This window comes from Streptomyces sp. GMY02 (genome assembly GCF_019056675.1).
Classification (GTDB): domain Bacteria; phylum Actinomycetota; class Actinomycetes; order Streptomycetales; family Streptomycetaceae; genus Streptomyces; species Streptomyces odonnellii.
On the sequence record NZ_CP077658.1, the window covers coordinates 7,771,231 to 7,792,697 of the forward strand.

Genomic DNA, 21,467 nt, shown 5'->3' on the forward strand with positions numbered 1-21,467 from the left:
GGCACCGCGAGCAGCACTACAGCGCCGGGTACGCGTTCCTCATCAGCTCCTGGAACTGCGCGGAGAACCAGTCGCCGGAGAGCGGAGCGTTGGGCAGCGCGCCCGACATGTTGTTGTTGTTGCGCGGGTTGCCGGTGTACGTCGGGTCGCACATCCGGTCGAAGCCCTTGCCCTGGTCGTTCGGGATCTCCCTGCTCGCGCCGTCCGACTCGCCCGGGGGCTTCATCCAGACGTACGCGTCGATCCCGGCGGCGGGCGCCGCCTTCGGCCGCTCGCCGAGTCCGGCACCGGACTGGTTGCACCAGTTGCCCAGGTGGATCCTGCGGTCGTACCGCCCGCCGTCCACATAGGTGTCCACACTGGTCTGCGCACCGGGCCCGGAAGGCCTGGCCGTACCGCCCCAGCCGTTGCGCGAGGTGTCGATCAGCATGCCGACGCCCGAGGGGAAGCCGGCGCGGACGGCTTCCTGGCGGAAGGCCTGTGCGAACGACTGCTCGTCGACATAGCGGTTCCAGTCCACCCACTTCGACTCACGGACCGACCGGCCCGCGACGTTGTCGTTGATGGTGAAGTTGTTCTCCTTCGTCGCACCGTAGTTGGCGGTGTTCACGATGAAACCGTGCACCTTGTCGACGGTGCTGCCCTCGGCGGTCGCGGCCTGCTTGAACATCTGCGCCGAGGGGCCGAAGTTGTCGTCCCAGCCGATCCAGCCGTGGTGGCCGGCGTCGACGTAGTTGTAGACGTTGGGGACGGCGCCGAGGTGGTTCAGCGCGTAGCCGACGCCCTTGACGTAGTTGCCGTTCGCCTTCATCACATCGCACTGCGGAGTGGCGGTCGGCCGGGGCGTCACATTGGTGACCAGGTTCGGCAGCGAGTCGATCTCGACGGTCGTCACGATGCGCAGGCTCGCGTACTTGGTGTCCCCGAGGATGGCGGCGATCGGGTCGATGTACTGGGTCTTGTAGCGGTCGATCTCCGTCGGGCCGAGTTCCCCGTTGGAGGCGAGCGCGGCGCAGTCACGGCCCGGCAGGTTGTAGATCACGAGCTGGACCACGAGCGGATTGCCCGCGGCCTGGCGGAGCGCCTCGTCGAGATGGTCGCGCAGGCCCATGCCGCTGCCGACGCCCTCGATGGCCGCGATCCGGTCCAGCCAGACACCGGTGGGCTGGTTGGAGATCCTGCTGCCGCCCGGCTCGGCGGCCGCCTTGGCGGACCACTCCGGGTTCACATACACACCGGCGCCCGCGTACGGGTTGTCGACCTTGGAACCGGCCGGCGGGTCGGTCGGCGGGTCCGTGGGCGGGTCGGTCGGCGGGTCCGTGGGATCGCCACCGCCCGGTGTGTTGCAGGTGACACCGTTGAGCTTGAAGGACGTCGGTACGGCGTTGGTGCCGGTCGCCGAGGCGTTGAAGCCGAAGGACGCCGAGGCACCGGTGGCCAGCGCGCCGTTCCAGGCGGCGTTGGAGGCGGAGACCGCCGCGCCCGTCTGGGTGATGGTGGAGTTCCAGCCCTGGGTCACCTTCTGGTTGCCGGCGAAATTCCACTCCAGCTTCCAGGAGCTGACCGGGTCACCGGTGTTGGTCACACTGACATTGGCGGTGAAGCCGCTGTCCCAGGAGGTCTGGACGGTGTACGCGACGGTGCAGCCGGCCGCCGCCGCGGAGGCGGGCCCTTCCAGCACGGTCGCGGTGCCCGCCGCGGCGGCCAGCAAGGCGCTCGCGGCGACCAGCGCCGTACGGGCGCGGCGCGGTGGAGCGGTGGTGCGGCTCATGAGAGTCCCTTCAGATGGTCGCGGAGTCCCACGCCGAAATTGGTCGGCGTGCCGTTGTAATCGCTGATCAGAGCGGGTCCTGAGGAGCAGTCCCAGGTGTTCCAGGTCCACCCCAGATAGGACGCGCCACGGCCGTCGAGCCAGGCCATGACCCGGTCGAGATAGCCGTGTGAGCAGGTGTTCTCGCCGATCTCGCCCGCCACGAACGGCACTTGGGCCGCGACCGGGGCGAGCTGTTCGTTCCAGCAGCTCTCGTTGGCGCAGACATTGAAGTTGTACGAGTGCCAGGCGGCGGCGACATTGGACAGCGGGTCGGCCGGCCGGTATTTCAGCCACTGGCGCAGGTCGTTGGCGTACGCGACGCCGGGGATCAGCACCAGATTCCGGGCGCCGGTGGCCCGTACCGCGTCGAGCAGCGACTGCATGCCCGCCACCGGGAAGTCGATTCCGGGGCAGGTGCCGCCGTCGCGCCAGCATGTCCACGCGGCGTCGGTGTCGCTGGTGGCGCGGTCCGGGAACGGCTCGTTGAACAGATCGAAGACCACCGCTCCGTCGTCCTTGAAGGTCCGGGCGACCGAGGTCCAGAACGCCGGTGTGTACTGGGCGTTGGGCATCGGCTTCTGGCAGGTGGCGTACTCGGTGTCCGGGCAGTGGTTGTCATTGCCCGTGTATCTGCCGTGGGACCAGTGCAGTTCGAGGACGGGTGTGATGCCGTGCGCCTCCAGCCGGGTGACGTACTGCTCGACCGCCCGGATGTAATTCGCCCCTCCATAGGCCGCGTTGATGTGCGGCAGCCCGAGCCAGCACTCCTCGTTCAGCGGTATCCGTACGGTGTTGACCTCCCAGTCCGCGATGGCTCGCACCGAGGCGTCGTCGACCGGGCCGTCGAAGACGCCCCGGCCCTGGACACACATGAACTCGCCGCCGGAGCGGTTGACACCGAGCATGCGCCGGACCGTTCCGTTCTCGTCCACCAGCCTGTTGCCCGAGGCGCGCAGCTTCGGCGGCGCGTCTCCGGTGTCGGGCGGCGGATCGGTCGGCGGGTCGGTGGGATCGCCGGGACCCGGGTCTCCTTCGCACGGAGTCCCGTTGAGCCGGAACGCGGTGGGCGGGGGATTGGACCCCGACCAGGACGCGATGAATCCCGCGGCGACCGAGCCGCCGGCCGGGATCGTGCCGTTCCAGCTCTCGTTCACGGCGGTCACGGTCGTACCGGACTGCGACCACTTCCCGTTCCACCCCTGGGTCACCTTCTGGTTCCCCGGGAAGTCGAAGGCAAGAGTCCAGTTGCTGACCGGGCCCCCGTGGTTGACCAGCGTGACACCGCCCTGGAAGCCGGTGTCCCACTGACTGGTGACGCTGTACTCGACGGTGCAGGCGGCCGCGGTTCCCGACGCGGCCGCCGGCCGGACAAGGGTGGTGCCCGCCACGGCCAGGGCCACGGCGCAGAGCAGCGCGCCGAGGCGCGGTGGTGCTCGCATGGAGCGACTCCTCGGTCCGATACGCCGCCTGACACGGCGTATGACTGATGGAAGCGCTCCCACTGGTTGCGTTTGACGGTAGCGCCGAAGTGGCGTGAGTCAACAGCGCGGTTGACTTCTTTTATCGACGGCCTCCCCCGGACGTGCGTCTTGTTCAAACTCTTGACACCTTCGCGGTACCGCTCGACGCTTGGGAGCGCTCCCACTGGTTCGCACCGCCGCCCCACACCCGCACCGGACCGCGAGGAGGACCACCCCATGCTCGGCTTACGAGGCTCACCGCCAGGCGCGCCACCCCCGCTCGGAAGACGCCGCCGGGCGCGTGGCACCCGCCGGCTGCTGACCGCGCTGGTGGCGGCCCTGTCCCTGCCGCTCGCGCTGACCGCGGCCAACAGCACCCCCGCACACGCCGCCGCGGTCCAGTGCGGTGTCGACTACAAGACCAATGACTGGGGTTCCGGCTTCACGGCCGATCTCACCATCACCAACCGCGGTACCGACCCGATCGACGGCTGGACGCTCACCTACGCGTACGCCGGCAACCAGAAACTCTCCAACGGCTGGAACGGCACCTGGGCCCAGTCCGGCAAGAATGTCACCGTCACCAACGCCGGTCACAACGGCCGGATCGCGCCCGGCGCGGCGGCCACCGCGGGCGCCAACTTCAGTTACAGCGGCACCAATACGGCGCCCACCGTCTTCGCTGTCAACGGTGTGACCTGCACCGGCGCGCACCAGCCGCCCATCGCCGTGCTGACCAGCCCGGCCCCCGGCGCGCTCTTCACCGCCGGCGGCACCATCCCGATGGCCGCCACCGCGGCCGCCGCGGACGGCGCGGGCATCACCAAGGTCGAGTTCTACAGCAACACCACGCTGCTCGGCACCGACACCACCTCGCCGTACACCTTCGACTACGCCAATGTGCCCGTCGGTGATCTCTCGCTCTACGCCAAGGCCTATGACGGTCTCGGCGCCGCGGCCGAGTCCACCCCGGTCGGGGTACGGGTCGCCGCGGGACCCTCGCTCGTCGCGAGCCCCACGCAGCTCGGGGTACGGCAGGGCGCGACCGGGACCTTCGGGGTGAAGCTCTCCACCCGGCCGACGGCCGACGTACAGGTCGCGGTGGCCCGTACCGCGGGCAACACGGGCCTCACCGTCACCGCGGGGTCGAGCCTCACCTTCACCCCCGCCAACTGGGACACCGCCCAGCAGGTGACCGTCTCCGCCTCGGCCACCGGCACCGGCTCCGCCACATTCACCGCGACCGCGTCCGGTCAGGCCAAGGCCGAGGTCACCGTGACCCAGCTCGCGGCCACCTCCGGCTACGAAGCCCGCTTCCTGGAGCTGTACGGCAAGATCACCGATCCGGCCGCCGGCTACTTCTCGCCCGAGGGCATTCCGTACCACTCGGTGGAGACCCTGATCGTCGAGGCGCCCGACCACGGGCACGAGACGACCTCGGAGGCGTACAGCTATCTGATCTGGCTCCAGGCCATGTACGGCAAGGTCACCGGCGACTGGAGCAAGTTCAACGGCGCCTGGGAGACCATGGAGCGCTACATGATCCCCACCCACGCCGACCAGTCCACCAACAGCTTCTACACCGCGTCCAAGCCCGCCACCTACGCGCCCGAGTGGGACCTGCCCTCGCAGTACCCCTCGCAGCTCAACGGCGGGGTCCCGGTGGGGAGCGACCCCATCGCGGGCGAGCTGAGGAGCGCCTACGGCACGGACGACATCTACGGCATGCACTGGATCCAGGACGTCGACAACGTCTACGGATACGGCAACGCGCCCGGCAAGTGCGAGGCGGGACCGGCCGACCAGGGTCCCTCGTACATCAACACCTTCCAGCGCGGGCCGCAGGAGTCCGTCTGGGAGACGGTGCCCCAGCCGACCTGTGACGCCTTCAAGTACGGCGGCCCGAACGGCTATCTCGACCTGTTCACCGGTGACGCCTCCTATGCCAAGCAGTGGAAGTTCACCAACGCGCCCGACGCCGACGCCCGCGCGGTCCAGGCCGCCTACTGGGCCTCGGAGTGGGCCAAGGAGCAGGGCAAGGGCGGCGAGGTCGCGGCCAATGTCGCCAAGGCCGCGAAGATGGGCGACTATCTCCGCTACGCCATGTACGACAAGTACTTCAAGCGCGTGGGCAACTGCGCGGGCGAGACCGCCTGCCCGGCCGGCAGCGGCAAGAACAGCTCGCACTATCTGCTCTCCTGGTACTACGCCTGGGGCGGCGCCACCGACGCCTCGGCGGGCTGGGCCTGGCGCATCGGCTCCAGCTTCGCCCACGGCGGCTACCAGAACCCGATGGCCGCGTGGGCGCTCAGCTCGTACCCGGACCTGAAGCCCAAGTCGGCCACCGGCCAGCAGGACTGGAGCACCAGCCTCAAGCGGCAGATCGAGTTCTACCGCTGGCTCCAGTCCTCCGAGGGCGCCATCGCGGGCGGCGCCACCAATAGCTGGCAGGGCCGGTACGCGCAGCCCCCGGCCGGGACCCCGACGTTCTACGGCATGTACTACGACGAGGCGCCCGTCTACCACGACCCGCCGTCCAACCAGTGGTTCGGCTTCCAGGCGTGGTCCATGGAGCGAGTCGCGGAGTACTACCACCAGACCGGGGACGGCGCCGCCAAGGCGGTACTGGACAAGTGGGTCGCGTGGGCGCTGTCCGAGACCACCGTCAACCCCGACGGTACGTACCGGATCCCGTCCACCCTCCAGTGGTCCGGCAAGCCCGACACCTGGAACGCCACCACGCCCGGCACCAACGCCGGTCTGCATGTCACCGTCGCCGACTACACCAACGACGTCGGTGTGGCCGGTGCGTACGCCAAGACCCTCTCGTACTACGCGGCGAGGTCCGGTGACACCGAGGCCAGGGACACGGCCAAGGCGCTGCTCGACGGGATGTGGGACCACCACCAGGACGCCCTGGGCATCGCGGTCCCCGAAACCCGTACCGACTACAGCCGGTTCGACGACCCGGTCCACGTCCCGAGCGGCTGGACCGGAACCATGCCCAACGGCGACACGATCAACTCGGCTTCCACCTTCGAGTCGATCCGGTCCTTCTACGAGAGCGACCCGGCCTGGTCGAAGGTCGAGGCGTATCTGGCGGGCGGGGCCGCGCCGAGCTTCACCTATCACCGGTTCTGGGCACAGGCGGACATCGCGCTGGCCCTGGGCGCGTACTCCGACCTCTTCGAGTAGCGCCGACTCGTCGTCTCGGCACGCGGATCGAGGAGCCGCGTGCCGTACGACCGCGGAGGGTCCCGGCTGCCGCCCGCCCGGGGCCCTCCGCTCCTCCAACTCCCTTGCCGCTACGCCCGTTTGATGTCCGTATGCCGTGCTGAATTGACAACTCAAGGTCAAATCCTGGTATGCGATCTGTTCCTGCGAGTCCGATCGGTGTCACTCTCTGGACGGCTCAGCGCATCGATCATGCACATGACCACCCCCACACCAGGACCGCCCTTGTGGCGGCCCGGCACTCTTGGAGACTGAGTGAGACTCGTAGCTTCCACTCCTCGCAGGAACACCGCCCGTCTCGTGGCCCTCGTCGCTTCCGCCGCCATGGTGGTCGTCGGCATCCAGTCGGGTACGGCCAGTGCCCGGCCCGACACCTCGCGCGAGCGGGGCGCCACCGCACTGCTGCTCACCCCCGGTCAGCGCGTCGAGGCCATCCAGTCCGCCCAGGCGGACGCGGCGGGCGAAGCCAGGGCCCTCGGGCTCGGCGCCCAGGAGAAGCTGGTCGTCCGCGATGTGATCGAGGACGCCGACGGCACGGTCCACACCCGCTACGAGCGGACCTACGCGGGACTGCCGGTCCTCGGCGGCGACCTGGTCGTCCATCAGGCCGCGGCGGGCGAGCGCAGTGTCACCAAGGCGACCACGGCCCGGATAGCCGTGGCCTCCACCGAGGCCGCGGTCACCCCCGCCACCGCCAAGTCCGGCGCCCTGAAGGCCGCTTCGGCGGAGAAGACCGCCAAGGCCGCCGCGGACACCGCGCCCCGCAGGGTGATCTGGGCGGCGACCGGCGCGCCCGTCCTCGCCTGGGAGACCGTCGTCAAGGGCGTCCAGCCGGACGGCACCCCGAGCGAGCTGCATGTCGTCACCGACGCGGCCACCGGCAAGGAGCTGTCCCGGAACGAGGCTGTCCGGACCGGCACCGGTACCGGCGCGTACAGCGGCTCCGTCACGCTCGGCACCACCAAGAGCGGCACCACGTACAACCTCACCGACGCCGCCCGCGGCGGTCACAAGACCTACGACCTGAACCAGGGCACCTCGGGCACCGGCACGCTCTTCACCGACGCCGACGACGTCTGGGGCGGAGGCCGGCAGAGCGCCGCCGTCGACGTCCACTACGGCGCCGCGACGACCTGGGACTTCTACAAGAACGTCCTCGGCCGCAACGGCATCAAGAACAACGGCGTCGGCTCGTACTCCCGTGCCCACTACGGCAACAGCTACGTCAACGCCTTCTGGCAGGACAGTTGCTTCTGCATGACCTACGGTGACGGCTCGGGCAACACCCACCCGCTCACCTCGATCGATGTGGCCGCCCACGAGATGAGCCACGGCGTCACCGCCGCCACCGCCGGCCTGGTCTACAGCGGCGAGTCCGGCGGCCTCAACGAGGCGACCTCCGACATCTTCGCCACCGCCGTGGAGTTCTACGCCGCCAACCCGAACGACCCGGGCGACTACTTCATCGGCGAGGAAATCAACATCAACGGCAATGGGACGCCGCTGCGTTACCAGGACCGGCCGAGCAAGGACGGCGCGTCCAAGGACTACTGGTCGTCCACCCTCGGCGGTCTCGACGTCCACTACTCCTCGGGCCCGGCGAACCACTTCTACTACCTGCTCTCCGAGGGCAGCGGCGCCAAGACCATCAACGGCGTGAGCTACAACAGCCCGACGTACGACGGCTCGACGGTGACCGGCATCGGCCGGGACAAGGCCACCAAGATCTGGTACAAGGCGCTCACCACGTACATGACGTCCTCCACCAACTACGCGAGGGCGCGCACCGCGACGCTCAGCGCGGCGGGCGCGCTGTACGGCACGACCAGCGCCGAGTACAAGGCGGTCGGCGCGGCCTGGACGGCCATCAACGTCAAGTGACCCATCCGGGTTCGGATATGTGAATATCCGTGCATTCCCCCGCACTTCCCGGGCGCCGCAGCCGGTCTCTTCCGAGAGGCCGGCTGCGGCGTTCCGCGTACCGGGGCCCTTGACGGGCCGTTGGTCTAGTCCTACCGTCCCTGTCATCATTCACAGTCAGAGCCGTGGTTCATATACATGGAATGCCATGTGTGACGTGGAACGTCATGTGTGTGGAGCGTGGTGTCTGGCCGGCCTCATGACAGGGAAGTGGGACATGTCCGCTCGTCTCCGGACGCTCACGGTGCTCGCCGCCGCGGGCGCCGCCTTACTGACCGCAGTCCCGCAGGCCTCCGCCGAGGTGGAGCCCGGCGGCTGGACGTCGGTCTCGCCCACCTTCACGGTCCAGGAGCGCGGCTGCGGCCAGGTCGACGGCCTGACCTTCCGGCTCACCTGCTCCACGGCCAGTGGTGACCAGCGTGCCGAGCGCCGGTACGCGACATACACCGGAGGCACCCGGCAGTTCGAGGGCTACTTCCGGGTCAGCAGTCTGAGCGGCAGCCGGATCAGCCTCAAGCAGACCTTCAACGAGTCGGCGTCCGGACCGTACTTCATGCTGGCCGTCGAGCGCGGCGGGCGGCTCTACGCCGTCCATGGCGGCACCACACTCTCCAACGCCGGTACGGTCGGCGCGACGGTCCGCGTCAACACGGTCCACCAGGTGGGCAGTTCGCACCGTACGTACATCAACGGATCGCTCCAGCACACCTATGCCAGCCCCGGCGGCAGCTTCTACGACAAGTTCGGCGCCTACCGCACCGACAGCGGCAGCGGCCCCGCCACCGTGGTCTGGAGCGATGTCCGCTTCTGGCGCAAGTAGCGGAGCCCGGTCCGTGCGACACGCGATACGAACAGCGGTGCTGCTTGTGCTCGTGCCGGTGGCGGCGGCCTGCTCGGCGCCGCCACCGGTCGGGCACTCCGCCCGGGTTCCCGCCGCCTCCCCGGGCGGCCAGGCCTCAGGGGCACAGGCTCCGGGCGGCCAGGCTCCGGGTGACCAGGCATCGGGTGGCCAGGCATCGGGCGGAGCGGCCCCGGGTGGAGCTGCCCCCACTCTGCGCGGGGCCCTCACCACCCCCACCGACATCGACCTCGAATGGCGGTCCGGCCGGTCCGGCGCGGCCGGCCATGTGCTGGAGTTCGCGACCGAGGCGGCGGGCCCGTACACCGTCCTGCGGTATCTCCCGCCGAGCACGACGACGTACCACCACCCCGATCTGATCCCGCGCACGACCTTCCACTACCGGCTGCGCGCCTTCCACGGCCCGGCGTCCACCCCCGTCGAGGTCTCACTGCCGGCCGGCGAGCTGACACCGGAGGACCAGGAGGCCGGCCACGCGTGGCTGCCTCCCCGCAGGGCCCCGGGACGGGCCGCGGCCGGCCGTTCCGTACGGGACGCCTCCCCGGCCGCCGCGCCCTCCGGGCTCAGGGCCGAGGTCAAGCACGCGAACGGCATCCTCTTCACCTGGACCGACCGTGCCTCCGACGAGTCGGGCTTTCTGCTGGAGGCCCGTACCGCGGGCGCATCCGCGTACGAGCCCCTCGTCGTCCTCGAACCGGACACCGTCTCCACCGGGCTGATCACCCTGCCCACCGAGAAACGCGCCTCCTACCGGATCCGCGCCTTCACCTACGGCGCCCGCTCGAACGCGGTACGGCTGACGACCGGCGAGTCCACCGGTCGGCGCGCTCCGGATGAGGGATCGGAGCGGGCGAACTAGGGTCCGAGCCATGGCCGGAGACAAAGCGCGGGAGAGCGGAGCCGCGGCGGGCGCGTCCGGCCCGTCCGGCCCGTCCGGTCCGCTTGTCACGGACGAGGCGCCCGACCCGCGCCGCTGGAAGGCCCTCGCGGTCTGTCTGGTCGCGGGGTTCATGACCCTTCTGGACGTCTCCATCGTCAATGTCGCGCTGCCGTCCATCCGCGAGGGGCTGCGGGCCCCGGTCTCCGACATCCAATGGGTGCTGTCCGGGTACGCGCTCGCCTTCGGCCTGTTCCTGATCCCGGCGGGGCGGCTCGGCGACGCCCGCGGCCGGCGCCCGGTGTTCATGGTGGGACTCGCGCTCTTCACCCTGTCGTCCGCGGCCTGCGGAGCGGCCCAGTCCAGCCTCTGGCTGGTGATCGCCCGGCTGGTGCAGGGCTTCGCCGGAGGCACCGTCACCCCGCAGATCTCCGCGCTGATCCAGCAGATGTTCGCCGGCCGGGAACGGGCGAGGGCCTTCGGCATGTTCGGCACGGTGGTCGGTGTCTCGATGGCCGTCGGGCCGCTGCTGGGCGGACTGATCATCCAGTTGGCCGGTGCCGACGAGGGCTGGCGGTGGGTCTTCTACGTCAATCTTCCGCTGGGTGTGGTCTGTCTCCTGCTCGCCCGGCGGCTGCTGCCCGACACCCCCTCGGCGGGCCGTGTCAGCCTGCACGATCTCGACCCGGTCGGGGTGCTGCTCCTGGGCTCCGGAGTGCTGGCCCTGCTGCTGCCGTTCGTCCAGTCGCAGGAGTGGCACAGCGATGTGAAATGGCTGCTGCTGCTCGTGGCGGCGGCGGTACTGACCGCGTTTGTGAAATGGGAGTCCCGCTGCCGCTCCGGTGCCACCCAGCCGGTGCTGAACATGTCGCTGTTCCATGTCCGCTCGTTCTGGCTGGGGTGTCTGCTGATCCTGCTCTACTTCGGCGGGTTCACCACGATCTTCTTCATCACCACGCTCTATCTCCAGAGCGGCCTCCACTACAGCGCGCTGGAGGCCGGGCTCGCCATCACCCCGTTCGCCGTCGGTTCCGGCGGGGCGGCCGGGATCGGCGGACGGCTGGTGAACCGCTTCGGGCGGCCGCTGGTGGTGGTCGGGCTGGTCATGGTGACGGTCGGTCTCGCGGCCACCGCGCTCGCCGTCCATCTGGTGCCGGGGCGCGCCGCGGGCTGGGCGATGGCGGCGCCGCTGCTCCTGGCCGGTCTGGGCAGCGGCCTTGTCATCACGCCCAACCAGACACTGACCCTCGCCGAGGTGCCGGTGCCGATGGCGGGCAGCGCGGGCGGCACCCTCCAGACGGGGCAGCGCGTGGGCTCCGCGATCGGTATCGCGGCGGTGGGCTCGGTGTTCTTCGCACAGGTGGTGCCGGAGGGTTGGGCGACGGCGTACGACCACGGGCTGGTGGTGTCGGTGGCGTTCGTGCTGGCGGCGCTGGTGGTGGCCGTGGCGGATGTGATCGCGGGCCGCCGGGCGGGCCATCACAGGACGAGCCTGCCCGGCACCTGAGGACACACCGGGTCATGGACCGGACGCCGGCGGGAGGTCAGGGGCCGGCTACCGGCCCGCGCCGCTGGAGATGGAGCCCTACGCCGGCCGTCAGCACCATCACGCAGGCAGTGAACACCAGCCCCGCCGTTCGCAGCCCCAGCCAGAGCGTCAGCGCCCCGACCCCGACCACCGGCAGCGAGATCCCCATGTACGCGACGACGAAGAAGGCCGAGATCGTGCCGCCCCGGTGCTCCGGCGGCGCGGCCCCGCCGACCGCGGCCATCCCCGCGCGGAACGCCAGCCCCTGGCCGAAACCCCCGCACAGCGCGCCCGCCACGAGCAGCGGCAGCGACTCCACCGCCAGGGACGCGCCCACCAGCACCAGCCCGATCACCAGGATGTGACAGCCGCCCGGCAGCGCCCTTCGTACCCCCACCCGCCCGAGCAGCGCCTGTCCGGCCGTGGACGCCAGGAACACCGAGAAGACCACCGCGCCCGACACGGCCAGGTCATGGACCCCGAGCGTCCTGGCGAGAAAGCTCGGCGCCACCGCGGTGAACAGGCCCAGCAGCGCGAACCCCGCGAACGCGGCCAGCGCGGACGGCGCGAACACCCCGCGCACCTCCGGCGGCACCGACAGCCCCTGCGGTCTCGGCCGCGGCCATCGCTTCGGGTGCCGTACGGTCTCCGGCAGCAGCCAGGTCAGTACGCACGCCACACCCACCAGCGTCAGATGCACCAGAAACGGCAGCCGCAGCGGCCAGGGCGCGTACTGGGCCAGCAGACCCGACAGCAGCGGCCCGCAGCCCAGACCGCCCATGTTCGCCGCGGTGGCCGCGAGCCCCGCCCGCGCCTCCCGCCCCGGCGGGGCCAGCTCCAGCACCGTGGCCGTGGCGGTGCCGCTGAACAGCCCGGCGGCGAAGCCCGACAGCAGCCGCCCGGTGAACAGCAGCGGCAGACCGCCCTCGAAGAGAAAGCACAGCGCGCTGGCGGCGGAGAACCCCAGGGCGATCAGCAGTACGGGACGCCGCCCCGCCTCGTCGGAGAAGTTGCCCGCCAGCAGCAGAACGGCGATCACCCCGATGGCGTACACCGCGAACACCATGGTGACGGTCAGCTCGGAGAAGCCGAGTTCCTCCTGGTAGAGCCCGTACAACGGGGTGGGCAGGGTCGTACCGGTCATACCGATGGCGAACACCGCGGCGGCGGCCGGATATCCGGGGCGCCTGCTCCCGCCCGTGCGAACGATCATGCAAGCCACCGTACGAGCCGGGCCCCGCGCCCGCCGCGCCCATGCGGGCCCCGCACCGCCCCATGCGGCCATTCGCCGGACGGCGCCGCCGTCGGCACCGCCCACTCGGCCTCGGTCTCCGTGCTACGGGCCCTGGGTGCAGTTACGGGGGCGAAAGGCCGCCCCGCGGGTCAGATCCGCGGTCAGACTGACATCCGGCTGGGGGACCTCCCCGAAGTCCTCGTCTGCGCTGTCCACCCGGAGCCGGTTGATGACCGCCTCCAGTGGTGCCGGCAGCGTGGGATGGCGGCCCCGGTGGCACTGGCTCAGCAGATCGTGCCTGACCGTCTCCGGCAGCAGCGAGGAGAGCGTCGGCGGGGTCTTCGCCCGGCCCGGCCGGGGCAGCCGGCGCGACTGGCTGCGCCAGTAGGCCGCGTCCCTGAACTCGGCGCGCTGCTGATGGGCGAGGAAGAGACAGAAGGCCGCGGTCCTGTTGCCGCCGCCGGCCGCGAACTGCCACCAGAACTGCGCCGCGTCCTGATGCCCCGTCAGATGCAGCAGGGCGGCGAAGACGACCGCGCCCTCCGGGTCGATGCTGTCGTGGTCGACCAGGTGCGTCAGACTGGCCGCCGCCTCGGGGGCGTTGAGGATCAGGGCCACGGCGAGATTGAGATCCTGGGCGGCCTGCTCATGGGCGGACGGGCGGCGCGGGGGCGCCATGCCCGTACCCGTGGCCGTACTCGCAGTCGTGCTCGCGGCCGTACTCGCGCTGCACGAAGGTTTCTCCGCGGCCCGGCGGGCGGCGACCCGTCCGCGGGCCGCTTCCGTGTCGTAGTCGTCGTAGGTGTCGGTGAGAACTTCAGCGTTCTCCAGCAGCACCTCGACGGAGGCGGAGGGGGGTTCATTGGTGCGGCGCACGGGCTTCTACTCTTCCGTCTCGGTCTCTCGTAAGTCGAGTATCTTGGCCAACCGCCGTCTGGCGTGCCGTATATGAGAACGGACCGTGGCGACTTCGATGCCCATGTACTCTGCGACCTCCTCGTCCGGGATCTGAAGGACATAGCGCAGCACGATGACGTCGTACTGCCGCTCGGGAAGCCGGGAGATCGCGCCGTACAGGCCCATCTCCCCTTGCAGCACCGCGAATTGATCGAGCGTCTCGTTCAGGAAGAGCTTGCGGACCGCCGCCTGGAACGCGGCCGTGCCGACCAGGGCGGGCCGTGCCCCGTGGTCGTCCAGCCACCATGCCACCTCCTCCTTCAGGACCGCCCAGGCATACCGGGAGACCGACGCCTGGGAAAGTACATGCTGCCAGTGCTCCAGCAGCCGCGCACAAGCGGCGTCCACCACCTCCTCGGCGGCGGCCCTGCTGCCGACCTGGCTGTGGGCGTAGCGCAGCCAGAGCGTGTGGTGGTGCGAGTCGAAAGCGTCGAATGTCAACTCCAGCCGCCGTTGCGGCCGCTGAGGGGTTTGCAGATCGACGTGCACGGACGCCCCGTTCCCTGGGCACCGCGCCGCTCCAGGGCAGAGGGCGTCGGCGCGAGAGGTGTGGTCCTCTCTCACTGGTCAGCCAACCGGAAGAGTGCCCTCACTGTGCAGAGCACCTCTGGGGCTTTTCGCTGATAGTCATCATATGATTACTCGGCCTCGTAGGTGGATCACTTCGGCCTTTTGTTTTCTCCTCTCCCACCCGGCCCACCCGTAACCGGAGTTGGCGTATCTCGTACGGTTGTCCGTATCGAGCGGTGGGCAGGACTGCCGGCACGCGATGAACCGACGACGGAAGCCAACAGTAACGATGCCAGGGGGAGACACGGTGGGGGACAACGGCGCGGTGGACCTGGAGCTGGACCGGGCGCACTCGGCGCGTATGTACGACTATTACCTGGGCGGTACGACCAACTTCCCCGCCGACCGCGAGGCCGCGGCCCGTGCCATGACGGCCTTCCCGTCGATCCTGGCAACGGCCCGGATCAACCGGCGCTTCATGCACCGTTCCGTACGGTTCCTCGCCAGGAACGGCATGCGCCAGTTCCTCGACATCGGTACGGGCATCCCCACCTCGCCGAATCTCCACGAGGTCGCGCAGGGCGAGGACCCGACCTCCCATGTCGTGTACACGGACAACGATCCGATCGTGCTGGCCCATGCACGTGCCCTGCTGCACAGCCATCCTGCCGGGCGCACGGCGTATGTGCACGGTGATGTCCGGGCGCCGGAAGCCCTGTTGGCCACCGAGGAGCTGCGTGCCACGCTGGACTTCACCCAGCCGATCGCGCTGAGCCTGAACGCGCTGCTCCATTTCGTGACCGACGAGTACGACGCCCATGAGATCGTCGAGTTCCTCAAGGAGGAGCTGCCGTCCGGGAGCACGCTCGCGATCGCCCATGTCACGGCCGAGTGGGACCCCGAGGGCATAGCCCGTCTCACCACCGCGTACCGCGCGTCGGGCACACCGGGACAGGCGCGCACCCGCGAGGAGATCACCCGTTTCTTCAGTGGCTGGGAGCTGCTCGAACCCGGGATCGTCCCCTCGCACGAGTGGCGCCCCGACCCCGAGGACCACGCGGAGACCGTCACCCTCAAGGAAGCGGCCCTCTACGTCGGTGTGGCCCGCAAGCCGTGAGACACACGGCACGCGAGCCCTGAGGCGGGTGCAGCGGGCATGGCACCCGTGCGGGCCGGACGTGCGGGCGAGATGAGCGGCCGGTGCTCGGGGCGGAGCACCGGCCGCTCGGTCCGCCGCCCGGCTATGCGGCGGTCGGTGAGCCGGCCGCGGGGCCGACCAGTTCGTCGAGGACGTCCTCCATGGTGACAAAGCCGATGACGGTCTTCTTGTCACCGGTGACGGCCGCGAGATGGGTCCCGGCGGCGCGCATGGCGGTCATGGTGTCGTCCAGCGGGGTGTCGATCTCGACCCTGATCACCGTGTGCAGCGCGGCACGCGGAAAGGGCCGGGTGCGGTCGGCGGCACCGAGCGCGTCCTTGATGTGCAGATAGCCGAGGATCGTGTTGTCGGGCCCGGTGACGGGCAGCCGGGAGAAGCCCGACGCCGCGGCGGCGCGCTCCAGTTCGCGCGGAGTGATCCGGTGGTCGACGGTGACCGTCCTGCTCAGCGGGACCATCACCTCGCCCGCCGGGCGCGTGCCCAGCTCCAGGGCGTCCCGCAGCCGCTCCCCGTCCGCCGGGTCCAGCAGCCCCGCCGCGCTGGAGTCCTTGACCAGCCGGACGAGTTCGTCGTCGGTGAAGACCGAGCCGATCTCGTCCTTGGGCTCGACCTTCAGCAGCCGCAGGATGGCGTTGGCGAACGCGTTGATCCCGAAGATCACCGGCCGCAGCGCCCGGGTCAGCGCCACCAGCACAGGACCCAGCGCCAGCGCGGTCGGCGCGGGCGCGGCCAGCGCGATGTTCTTCGGCACCATCTCGCCGATCAGCATGTGCAGATACGTCGCCAGGGTCAGCGCGATCACGAACGCGATCGGGTGGATCAGCGCCTCCGGCACCCCGGCCGCCTCGAACGGCGGCTCCAGGAGATGCGCGATGGCCGGCTCCGCGACCGCGCCCAGCACCAGCGAGGAGATGGTGATGCCGAGCTGCGCGGTGGCCATGGCCGCCGACAGATGCTCCAGACCCCACAGGGTGCTTCTGGCGCGGCGGCTGCCCCGGACCGCCACGGGCTCGATCTGGCTGCGCCGTACGGAGATGAGCGCGAACTCGGCGCCGACGAAGAACGCGTTGGTGAACAGGGTGAGCACGCCGATCGCGAGCTGGAGGGCGGTCATCGGGCGTCTCCCGTCAGCTCGGCGGCCGGGGCGGGCGCGGTGATCAGCACCCGGTCGGCGCGCCGGTGCTCGACGCGCAGCACGGTGAACCGCCAGCCGCCGACCTCCACCGTGTCCGAGACCACCGGCAGCCGTTCCAGCCGGGTCGCGAGCAGGCCCGCGAGTGTTTCGTAGGGACCTTCGGGCGCGCTCAGACCTATCTCTTCGAGCTGGTCGAGCCGTACGCCGCCGTCCGCCTCCCAGATCCGGCGGCCGTCCGCGGACGGCTTGCCGGGCACCAGGTCGGGGGTCTCGTCCGGGTCGTGCTCGTCCCGTACCTCGCCGACGACCTCCTCGACGATGTCCTCCACCGTCGCGACCCCGGCGGTGCCGCCGTACTCGTCGATGACCACGGCCATCGTCCTCGCCTTCCGCAGCCGCCGCAGCAGCCGGTCGACGGGGAGCGAGTCGGGTACGAGCAGCGGATCGGTGGCCAGCTCGGTGACCGGCGTGTGATCGCGCCGGTCCTCGTCCAGCGCGAGTACGTCCCGGATATGGACGGTGCCGATGACCTCGTCCAGGCTGTCGCGGTAGACGGGGAAGCGGGACAGCCCGGTGGCGAGGGTCAGCCTGGCCGCGTCACTCGCGGTGGCATGGGCCTCCAGGGCCCGGACGTCCACGCGGGGCGTCATCACGTTCTCCGCGGTCAGCTCCGCGAGATGCAGTGTCCTGACGAACAGCTCGGCGGAGTCCGGAGCTATGGCGCCCTCCCGCGCGGAGTGCCGTGCCAGCGCGACCAACTCCTCGGGGGTACGGGCGGAGGCCAGCTCTTCCGCGGGCTCCAGCCCGAATCGCCGTACAAGACGGTTCGCGGTGTTGTTGAGATGCCGGATCAGCGGGGCGAAGGCGGCGGTGAAGCAGCGCTGCGGTCCCGCGACCATCTTGGCGACCGTCAGCGGGCTGGAGATCGCCCAGTTCTTGGGCACCAGTTCGCCGACCACCATCAGCACCACCGTGGACAGGGCGACCCCGAGCAGGGTGGCGACGGTGGAGACTGCGCCCGACGGCAGGCCCAGGGCCTTCAGCGGACCGCTGAGCAGCACGGCCAGCGACGGTTCCGCGAGCATGCCGATGACCAGGGAGGTCACGGTGATGCCGAGCTGGGCGCCGGAGAGCTGGAACGTCAGCCGCCTGGCCGCCGCCAGCGCGCCCGCGGCACCCCGCTCGCCCGCCGCCGCGGCACGCTCCAGCTCGCCCCGCTCCACGGTGGTCAGGGAGAACTCGGCCGCGACGAACACCGCGCAGGCGAAGGTCAGCGCGAGGGCGAGAAGCAGCAGAAGCACTTCGGTCACCGTGCCACCTCCGTCCCGGGTCTCGGTGGGACGTCGACGGCACGGCTCGTACTGGGAGGCTCACCCATTGCGGGACCGCGGCTCCTTCTGTGATCAGGTGGTCCAGATATCGAAATGTCGAGATACTGCGAGGTCAAGCGGTCAGGCCATGGCAGGTCGCCACGAGGCGGTGCGAACACCGCTCCCGCTATCGTAAAGGAATCGCAAAGCTGCGCAACGTGATGTCCAGCACCCGCCATCCGGCGGCCGGCGCGTTTGGATACGGATCCACGGATCATCGGGGCGCCTTGAATTCCGTGCCCACGGTCAGCGTGACCAGCCCGGGGGCGGCTCCCGCGTCCTCGCGCGTGACACTGCCCGGCAGCCGCGAGGCCAGTACCTCGGCCTCCGCCGCCAGCCCCGGCGGATGGACGACCGTGGTCCCGCGGGTGCGCTCCGGCGCGTTGCCGGTCCCGGTGACCGTGTATCCCGCCGTGCCGAGAGCGTCCGCGACCTCCGCGGCCCGCCCCTGGGTGCCGGTGCCGTTGAGGACCTGGACCCGCACGGTGTGGGCGTACACCGGATTCCGGGAGCCGGCCGCCAGCCGCTCCTTGTCCACTTCCTTGTCCTTCGCCAGGGCGGTGAACAGATCGGCGGCCTGCGGATACTGCCAGACGACATTGGCCCGGTCCGTCGGCACATCGGCCTCGCGCACATAGTTCGGCACGGTCAGAAAGGTCAGCCGGTCGCGGGGTACGTCCTTGATCTCCGAGGCGAGGGCGGAGAGCGGAGCGAGCCCCGCCAGTTCCCCGTCCGTGGTCAGCGACCGGGTGGCGGAGTCCAGGAATCCGTACAGCGCGCCCGGGCTGGTGAGCTTCGACCGTGCCTTGTCCGCCAGTGCCTCCATGAACTCCTGCTGCCGTCCGATACGCCCCAGGTCGGAGCTGTCCCCGATGCTGTAGCGCGTCCGTACGTACCCGAGGGCCTTTTCGTCCCTGACGGTCTGGCAGCCGGCGGCCAGGTTCAGATGGGCCTTGGTGTCATGGATCGGCGCCTCCGGGCAGACCTCTATCCCGTCCAGCGCGTTGACCATGCCCTTGAAGCCCTGGAAGTCGACGGACATGAAGTGGTCGATGCGCAGCCCGGTGTTCTGTTCCACGGTCTTGACGGTGCAGGCGGCCGCGCCCGCGATCTCGCCGCTCGTACCGCCTATGGCGAAGGCCTCGTTGATCTTGAAGTGGTGCGGTGTGGACCGGCTGCCGTCGCCCCGGTCGCAGGCCGGGATGGCCACCCAGGAGTCCCGGGGGAGCGAGACCACGGTGGCCCATTTCCGGTTGGCGGCCACATGCAGCACCATCAGCGTGTCCGACTGCATGGTGGTGAGGTTCCTGCCGTACGCGGCGTTCGCGCCCGCCCGTGAGTCGGAACCCACGACCAGGATGTTCTTGGAGCCGGGACTCGATTTGACCGGGCGCCCGCCGCCGACCTTGTTGTCGAAGTCAGCGGAGTGGATGTTGCCGTCGAGATTCTGGTAGATCCAGGCGGCCCCGCCCGCCGCGGCGATCAGCCCGACCGCCAGGGTTCCGCAGGACCAGACAGCTATCCGGCCCCTCCTGGTGAGCCTGGTACGGCCCGGGGGGCTCCCGGCGTCCCGGCCGCCGTCCGCCGAGGGGCCGTGCCGTCCACTCGATTTCGTGCCCACACTGTTCCTCCGTCCCCCGTCCCGGCCCGACGGCGCCACTGCCCATGCGCCGCCATGCCGGTCATCGCCCTGCGCGATGCGTAGACTCTACTTTCTCTACAAGCGTGTAGAGGCGGCTGGGGCCGGTTTCTACAGTGCTGTAGATTTGCGCTACGGACCGGCCCGTTGCGACCGGCCACCGCAACCGACCAACACTCCCAGGAGACTTCCCGTGGCCCTGTGGGACCGCATCAAGGATTCCGCCTCGTCGATGCAGGCACAGCTCAACGCCAAGAAGAACGACCTCAAGAGCGGCGCCTTCCGCGACGCGAGCATGGCCATGTGCGCCCTGGTCGCCGCCGCCGACGGCTCGGTCGACCCGTCCGAGCGGCACCGCGTCGCCTCGCTGATCATGACCAACGAGGTGCTCCAGAACTTCCCCGCCGACGACCTCAGGGCGCGGTTCGAGGACTACTGCCAGAAGCTGACGCTCGACTTCGAATTCGGCAAGGTTGGTGTCCTTCAGACCATTGCCAAGGTCGCCAAGAAGCCCACCGAGGCGCGCGCGGTCATCCAGATCGGCATCGTCATCGGCGGCGCCGACGGCAACTTCGACGAGACCGAGCGGGCCGTCGTCCGGGAGGCGTGCTTCGCCGTCGGTATCGCGCCGGAGGAGTTCGACCTCTGAGCGTCGGGCGCTTCGGCGTACGGCCATGATCCGGGGCGTACGTTCATGAGCCGGGGCGTGCCGGCCCCACACGGCACGCCCCCCGGCACGCCCCCCGGCGCACCTCGCGGAAGCACGGCTCGGGCCGGTCAGGCACTCGGACCGGTCGCGCACGGCCCGGACGAGTCGGCGAAGCCCTGCCCTCCCCGTGGGCACTGCCGTCAGATCTCCTCGGCCTCGATCTCCCGCTGGAGGCGCAGATGCGTGCGGTGCTCGTGGTAAAGCCGCCCCACCAGCGCGCTCCCGTACACCACGAAACCGACCCCGACGAGCCAGGACTGAAGCACCAGCACCGTCCCGAACGGGCCGTAGGTGACGGCGTTCGCGGCGATCAGGGGCGAGAACACCAGCCTTGAGAACACCCGCAGACCGAGCAGCCCCAGGGCGGTCGCGATGGCGCCGGGAACCAGCGCGCGCCACAGGACGCGGCCGGCCAGCAGAAAGCGCTGGGACCACCAGAAGAAGAGGAACGTGCCGACCAGATCGCCCACGGTCGACAGCACCACCTCGAACCTGGACTCCGAGGACACCCCCGTATTGACGAAGAGCAGCAGGAAGAAGACCAGCACCGCGAGCCAGACGACATGGCGCCACATCGTGTGCCAGCGGGCCGTCGGCAGCTCCCAGACCTTCTCGTAACCGATCTGCACCGCCGAGCCGAAGGTGAGACCGAAGGCGGCGAGCGCCGCGAGACCGAAAGCCGTCGTGCGCTGGAGTGCCGTCCCCGGTCTGCCGAACAGTTCCTGGATCTCCCGCTGCGCCGTCGGCGACACCCCGAGCCCCTGCCCCAGCCAGCGGGCGAACCCCTCGCCGCTCGCCGGGTCGGCCGCCGCGACCAGGACCAGCAGGGGCACCAGCGTCAGAAAGCCGAGCGCGGCGAAGCTCATGGCCCGGTGCATCAGCTCCATTCCCCGGCCCCGGTTCCAGGCGAGTGCGGCGGGCGAGGTCAGGAACCTGCCGTACACGCGCTGGAACCGGTGGCGGAAGGCGGCCGCACCGAGACGCTTTCTGGTCATGTGTCGTCTGTACCCCGGAGGGCGGGACGGTCCGGGCACGGCCCCCGGATGGGTGCCCGGCCCGGACC

Annotated in this window: 16 protein-coding genes; 7 read left to right on the forward strand and 9 right to left on the reverse strand. The window is 70.1% G+C overall.

All coding sequences use genetic code 11. The annotated features are described in order from the left end of the window. Positions 1-16: 16 nt before the first annotated feature. Together KQY30_RS33055 and KQY30_RS33060 are read right to left on the reverse strand one after the other, a co-directional pair. Complete coding sequence (locus tag KQY30_RS33055) at positions 17-1,771, reverse strand: glycoside hydrolase family 6 protein (RefSeq protein WP_217310205.1); 1,755 nt, start codon at positions 1,769-1,771, stop codon at positions 17-19. Then, complete coding sequence (locus KQY30_RS33060; protein WP_217310206.1) at positions 1,768-3,252, reverse strand: cellulose binding domain-containing protein; 1,485 nt, start codon at positions 3,250-3,252, stop codon at positions 1,768-1,770. The genes KQY30_RS33055 and KQY30_RS33060 overlap by 4 nt, the downstream gene beginning before the upstream one ends. 258 nt (positions 3,253-3,510) lie before the next feature. On the opposite strand from KQY30_RS33060, the gene KQY30_RS33065 reads away from it, so the two are divergent. The 5 genes from KQY30_RS33065 (at position 3,511) to KQY30_RS33085 (ending at position 11,670) form a co-directional block, all read left to right on the forward strand. Continuing rightward, a complete protein-coding gene (locus KQY30_RS33065) occupies positions 3,511-6,468 on the forward strand; it encodes a glycoside hydrolase family 48 protein (RefSeq protein WP_217310207.1) in 2,958 nt (985 codons plus the stop codon). A 294-nt stretch (positions 6,469-6,762) separates the two neighbouring features. Next, positions 6,763-8,388 (forward strand): M4 family metallopeptidase, encoded by a 1,626-nt coding sequence (locus KQY30_RS33070; RefSeq protein WP_254407439.1) that lies wholly within the window; start codon positions 6,763-6,765, stop codon positions 8,386-8,388. A gap of 256 nt (positions 8,389-8,644) precedes the next feature. Next, entirely contained in the window at positions 8,645-9,247 is a 603-nt protein-coding gene (locus tag KQY30_RS33075) for a hypothetical protein (RefSeq protein ID WP_217310208.1), read from the forward strand. A 13-nt stretch (positions 9,248-9,260) separates the two neighbouring features. Further along, positions 9,261-10,145, forward strand: a complete 885-nt coding sequence (locus tag KQY30_RS33080; protein ID WP_217310209.1) for a fibronectin type III domain-containing protein — start codon at positions 9,261-9,263, stop codon at positions 10,143-10,145. Between the two features lie 10 nt (positions 10,146-10,155). Next, a complete protein-coding gene (locus KQY30_RS33085; protein ID WP_217310210.1) occupies positions 10,156-11,670 on the forward strand; it encodes an MFS transporter in 1,515 nt (504 codons plus the stop codon). A gap of 37 nt (positions 11,671-11,707) precedes the next feature. On the opposite strand, the gene KQY30_RS33090 is transcribed toward KQY30_RS33085, so the two are convergent. The 3 genes from KQY30_RS33090 to KQY30_RS33100 form a co-directional block, all read right to left on the reverse strand. After that, positions 11,708-12,904 carry an MFS transporter gene (locus tag KQY30_RS33090; RefSeq protein WP_217310211.1) on the reverse strand — a complete coding sequence of 399 codons (1,197 nt, stop codon included), beginning with the start codon at positions 12,902-12,904 and terminating at the stop codon, positions 11,708-11,710. Between the two features lie 123 nt (positions 12,905-13,027). Next, positions 13,028-13,801 (reverse strand): hypothetical protein, encoded by a 774-nt coding sequence (locus tag KQY30_RS33095; RefSeq protein WP_217310212.1) that lies wholly within the window; start codon positions 13,799-13,801, stop codon positions 13,028-13,030. 6 nt (positions 13,802-13,807) lie between these two features. Continuing rightward, complete coding sequence (locus tag KQY30_RS33100) at positions 13,808-14,371, reverse strand: RNA polymerase sigma factor (protein ID WP_254407440.1); 564 nt, start codon at positions 14,369-14,371, stop codon at positions 13,808-13,810. Positions 14,372-14,699: 328 nt separating this feature from the next. Here KQY30_RS33100 and KQY30_RS33105 point away from each other — a divergent pair, with 328 nt between their 5' ends. Further along, the gene (locus KQY30_RS33105; protein WP_269801355.1) at positions 14,700-15,509 is read left to right on the forward strand and encodes an SAM-dependent methyltransferase; all 810 of its coding nucleotides are present in this window, start codon (positions 14,700-14,702) and stop codon (positions 15,507-15,509) included. A 124-nt stretch (positions 15,510-15,633) separates the two neighbouring features. Here KQY30_RS33105 and KQY30_RS33110 read toward each other — a convergent pair whose 3' ends face one another. From KQY30_RS33110 to KQY30_RS33120, 3 genes are all read right to left on the reverse strand, one after another. Continuing rightward, positions 15,634-16,665 (reverse strand): hemolysin family protein, encoded by a 1,032-nt coding sequence (locus KQY30_RS33110; RefSeq protein ID WP_217310213.1) that lies wholly within the window; start codon positions 16,663-16,665, stop codon positions 15,634-15,636. After that, on the reverse strand, positions 16,662-17,996 hold the full coding sequence (locus tag KQY30_RS33115) for a hemolysin family protein (RefSeq protein ID WP_217310214.1): 1,335 nt from the start codon (positions 17,994-17,996) through the stop codon (positions 16,662-16,664). The genes KQY30_RS33110 and KQY30_RS33115 overlap by 4 nt, the downstream gene beginning before the upstream one ends. 274 nt (positions 17,997-18,270) lie before the next feature. Further along, a complete protein-coding gene (locus KQY30_RS33120) occupies positions 18,271-19,554 on the reverse strand; it encodes an LCP family protein (protein WP_254407727.1) in 1,284 nt (427 codons plus the stop codon). Positions 19,555-19,888: 334 nt separating this feature from the next. Here KQY30_RS33120 and KQY30_RS33125 point away from each other — a divergent pair, with 334 nt between their 5' ends. Next, positions 19,889-20,344 carry a tellurite resistance TerB family protein gene (locus KQY30_RS33125; protein ID WP_217310216.1) on the forward strand — a complete coding sequence of 152 codons (456 nt, stop codon included), beginning with the start codon at positions 19,889-19,891 and terminating at the stop codon, positions 20,342-20,344. A 200-nt stretch (positions 20,345-20,544) separates the two neighbouring features. Here KQY30_RS33125 and KQY30_RS33130 read toward each other — a convergent pair whose 3' ends face one another. Continuing rightward, a complete protein-coding gene (locus KQY30_RS33130; RefSeq protein ID WP_217310217.1) occupies positions 20,545-21,399 on the reverse strand; it encodes a YhjD/YihY/BrkB family envelope integrity protein in 855 nt (284 codons plus the stop codon). Between the last annotated feature and the right edge of the window lie 68 nt (positions 21,400-21,467).